Annotated in this window: 2 protein-coding genes; both read left to right on the top strand. The window is 68.7% G+C overall.

Annotated elements, in window-relative coordinates; genetic code table 11:
* Positions 1 to 572: 572 nt before the first annotated feature.
* Positions 573 to 1409 carry an oxidoreductase gene (locus tag MJ783_RS21365; RefSeq protein ID WP_239313209.1) on the top strand — a complete coding sequence of 279 codons (837 nt, stop codon included), beginning with the start codon at positions 573 to 575 and terminating at the stop codon, positions 1407 to 1409.
* Between the two features lie 848 nt (positions 1410 to 2257).
* Entirely contained in the window at positions 2258 to 3952 is a 1695-nt protein-coding gene (locus tag MJ783_RS21360) for a protein kinase (RefSeq protein ID WP_239313207.1), read from the top strand.
* Positions 3953 to 4150 lie beyond the last annotated feature (198 nt).

The raw sequence follows: 4150 nt of genomic DNA, 5'->3' as shown, positions 1-4150 counted from the left end.
CACAAGCGCAGATCGCAGCACCTTTCACACCCACCCGAGCACTCCGCGACTTAAGAGCGACCGGCAATAGGGGACGCGGCGTCGCGGGGCTGGGGCACGCACCTCGCCGCATCGCTGCCCGTCCATCGCTGCGCGATGCACGGGTACCCGGCTCGTCAGTCGCCACCCGACACCTCCGGTGGCTCCCTCCGCTGCCTCGCGATGCACGTACCCCAGCCCCGCTCCTTGATCCACACCCCTATTGCCGGGCGCTCTTAAATACCCAACGGATACTGTTCAAGATGTAGGCGCGGGCCGTGGGTGCGTCATGTGCGCTCTTTCCGTGCCGTTCTCCGAGAGTACGGGAGGGGAGCATGGAAACAATCAGCGTGCGAGCCGAGCGGAACGTTTCTGGGCTGTTTGTGTGACGGCGATGATCGTTCGTCTCGAGGGCTGACACGGTCGAGTCCGCTTGGAGGCCGCTCTGCCTGGCCCTGGCCCTGGCCCCGGCGCCAGGGCCGCTGGCTACACCAGGCCGTGGCGCTGCTTGCCGCGGGCCTGAAACATCCGCAGACCACCATCCAGGAGTCCGCATGACCGCCGCAGTACTGATCACCGGAACGTCCTCGGGTATCGGCCGGGCCACCGCGCGGCGGCTGGCCGGTCATCCCGGCCTGACCGTCTACGCCACCGCCCGCCGCGCTGAGAGCATGACCGACCTCGCCGGGGCCGGCGTTCGGACACTCGCGCTGGACGTCACCGACGAGAAGTCCATGCGCGCCGCCGTCGCCTTGGTCGAAGCCGAGCACGGCGCCGTCGGTGCTCTGGTGAACAATGCTGGTTACGGAGAGTACGGAACCATCGAGGAAGCCGACCTGGACAGTGTGCGCCGCCAGTTCGAGACCAACGTGTTCGGGCTCGCGCGCATGACCCAGCTCGTCCTGCCCAGCATGCGAGCCGCCGGCCGGGGCCGGATCGTCAACGTCGGCTCCATGGGCGGCCGGCTCGTCTTCCCCGCCGGTGGTTATTACCATGCCAGCAAATACGCCGTGGAAGCTCTCACCGACGCATTGCGTTTCGAGACGGCTTCGTTCGGCATCAAGGTCAGCCTCATCGAGCCCGGCCTGATCCGCACCGGATTCGGTGCTACCGCCGCCCACACGCTTGCCGGATCGGCAGCCCCGTCCGGGCCCTACGAGGCCCTCAACGCCGCCGCCGATGAGAAGATGGCCCGGTCCTACCGGTCGACCCTGCTGTCCGCCCCGCCTGAGGCCGTCGCCAAGGTGATCGAAGACGCCGTCACCGCCATCAGGCCGCGCACCCGGTACCTGGTCACCCCCGCGGCCAAGGTGCTCGTGCACACCCGCCGGTTGCTGGGCGCCCGCGTGTTCGACGCCTATCTGCGGATGCAGGGCTGGGGCGCCGAGTGAACAGCATCGCGGCCCGCCCTGACCGCGCAACCGCCGTCGTGCGGTTGCGCGGTCGGTACTGGAGAGGGATGCGGCGGCGGGCAACCTCCGGCCGGCGCGGGATTTTCGCACGGGCGCAGCCCGTCACCGGTCCGGTCGACCCGATCCACGATCACCTCCTGCCGATGCGGCAGGAGAACCCCAAGTGGTTGGCGCTGGAAGTCCTTCGGGGGTTGTCGGATGCCAGGTGGATGCGTCGCGAGGCGGAGGAGGCCCTGGCAGCGGTGTTCCACCGGGGCCGACGAGCCGGGGTACCCGTGCATCGCGAAGCGATGTGCGGGGAGCGATGACGCGAGGCGCCGGCTGGCGCCGGCAGGCCCTGGATGAACTTCCAGCGCCGACCACTAAGGTCAGGGAAGTCACACCTAGCACGTGACTACAGCGTGGGAATAGCAGCCCACATGCGGTCTGGGGCAGTCAGATCACAAGATCCGTGCCAGAACCAGATCGCTTGACATTCCCACGGCGGGTTCGGCGTTCGTCGACGCGGTTTCCGCGGTGGCCGGTGCTCGGCGCGGTGTCGCCATGGCTGGCGGCCTCGGCGGTCACGGGCGGCCTGCTGCTGGCCCCACCCGAAGCTTGATCGCCGGTCAACGCGAGTTGCTCTTTTCATCTGTTGGAATCGTGGCAGATTTTCATCTGTTGGAATCGTGGCGGAGCCGGAGAGTTGACAGTCCCGAGAGCCACTTTTTTCCCTATATTGACGAGCTGGGGAGCGGAAGCGGGAACCTGGAACGGAGCCGATTGTCGGAATCCCGAAGGCCGCGCCCGTTTCCTTGTTCGCGTATTGTCTACCCGAGGAGTGTCGGATGGACGGGATCACCTGGGCTGTCACCGTCCCGCCCGGATACCTGGTGGGACAATGGCGGGTCGTCGACGGGATTGCCACCGGGAGCTGGGGGAGTGTGTATCGCGGCGAGCTGGCGGAGCCCGCGGGCGAGGTCGGCGGGGACGACGACAGCCGTCCGGGCGCGGGCTGCGGGTTGCCCGGCCGTGCGCGCCCGCCTGCCCAGACGGCGCTGAAGTTCCTTCCCACCGGCACGGTCACGGCTCGCCAGCTGGCGCACATGGCGGCGATGGCCGCCCGCGAGCTCGACCTGTACCGGCGGTTGAGTCACCCCCGGCTGGTGCGCCTCTTTGAGGCGCTCACCGTCGACGACCCCGAACACGGCGAGCTGGACGGGGCGACCGTGCTCGTCATGGAGCTCGCCGAGGAGAGCCTGGATGCCCTGTTACGCCGCAGTGACGGCCCGGCACCGGACGCCGCCCGGATGATCGTCGAAATCTGCGAGGGGACTGCCTTCCTCCATTCCCAGGGATGGCTACACGGTGACCTCAAGCCGGCGAATGTGTTACGTATGGCCGACGGGTCGACCCGCCTGACCGATTTCGGCCTGGCTACGGAATTAGAAGGAACGCATGGCTACCTGCCCCCCATGGGCTCGTCGGACTACGTTCCGCCCGAACGCGGGGAACAGCTGCTCACCGATCGCGGCTCGGCCGTACGCACCACACTGGACATCTGGGCGCTCGGTGTCACTGCTCACCTCGCGTTGACCGGCCGTCATCCCTTCCTCGGCGCCACGGCCAGATCGCGCGTCGCCGCGATCGCCGAGTACGCGGCCGGCCGACAGGCCCTGTCGCTCGATCCCGGGCTGTCACCCGGATGGCGCTCGTTCATCGCCGACTGTCTCGCGCCGGACCACCAGACGCGCAGCCGGCACAACGCCGCCGATCTGCTGGCGCGTGCCCAGTCTTTGGCCGGTACGCGAACGTCCGGCCGGTCGCGGCAGGCGATCCGGCGCCACCGGTTTCGTGGCCGCGGCCAGGCCGTGGCCGTGGCCACGGCGGCGGCCACGATCGCCATACCCCTGGTCCTGACACTCCTGCCCGACGAGGCGGGCCGTTCCTCCACCGAGGCGGGCACGGTGTCCGTGGCCGGATTGAGCACCGTGGGCCCGCTCACGAAGGCTTCCTCCGCAGAACCCTCCCCTGTCGATGCCGCGTCCCAATGGTTGAACACGGACGCGGGCATCCCGGAGCAGTTCCTCAGCCTGATCATCGCTGCTGGCACCATGTGCGACGAGCCCAGTGTGAGCCCGGCGCTCGTCGCGGCGATGCTGGAGGCCGAGAGCGGTTTCGACCCGAATCTGAACGACCCAGCTCGCGATGAATACGGCATCGCCCGATGGACCCCCCGCGTGCTGCAGTACTACCTTCCGCCGGGCCGACGGGGAACGCTCCCTCGGCCGCCGTTCTCGCCCGAGGACTCGATCCCGGCGGTCGGCCGCTACCTGTGTGTCCTCGCGCGCCAGCTCGAAACGGTGCCGGGGCAGCCGGAACTGCTGCTCGCCGCCGCGTACCGAACATCGGCCGAGGTGGTCCGGGTGGAGGGCGGGATTCCGGACCGGACGGCCGGGTACGTGGAACGGGTTCGGACCAATCTGCTCAGGTACGCGCCGGTCGGCACGCCGAGCCGACCGGCGCCGTCCTCGACGGGGTGAGTAACGTCAGGTGCTCCGCGCGAACCAGATCGAACCGGAGTGCTATCGACACCAACGCGGCTCGCTGCCAGTCCGCTCTGACACCGGGCGCGGCGAACGCCGCCGCCGGTTCCCGGACCCGAAGCTTTCTGCGCGCAAGGTAATCAATGTGGAAAGCGACCGCACGGCGGGTGAGCCCCATGCACTCCGGATGTCCGC

The organism is Protofrankia sp. Cj3, assembly GCF_917627355.1.
In the GTDB taxonomy this organism is placed as follows: domain Bacteria; phylum Actinomycetota; class Actinomycetes; order Frankiales; family Frankiaceae; genus Protofrankia.
The sequence above is the reverse complement of the archived record's forward strand: the minus strand, read 5'-3'. Positions and strand labels throughout refer to the sequence as shown.

Bases quoted from the DNA above. Each gene is read 5' to 3' on its own strand.
- MJ783_RS21365 (WP_239313209.1), top strand. From the start codon at position 573: ATGACCGCCGCAGTACTGATCACCGGAACGTCCTCGGGTATCGGCCGG.
- MJ783_RS21360 (WP_239313207.1), top strand. From the start codon at position 2,258: ATGGACGGGATCACCTGGGCTGTCACCGTCCCGCCCGGATACCTGGTG.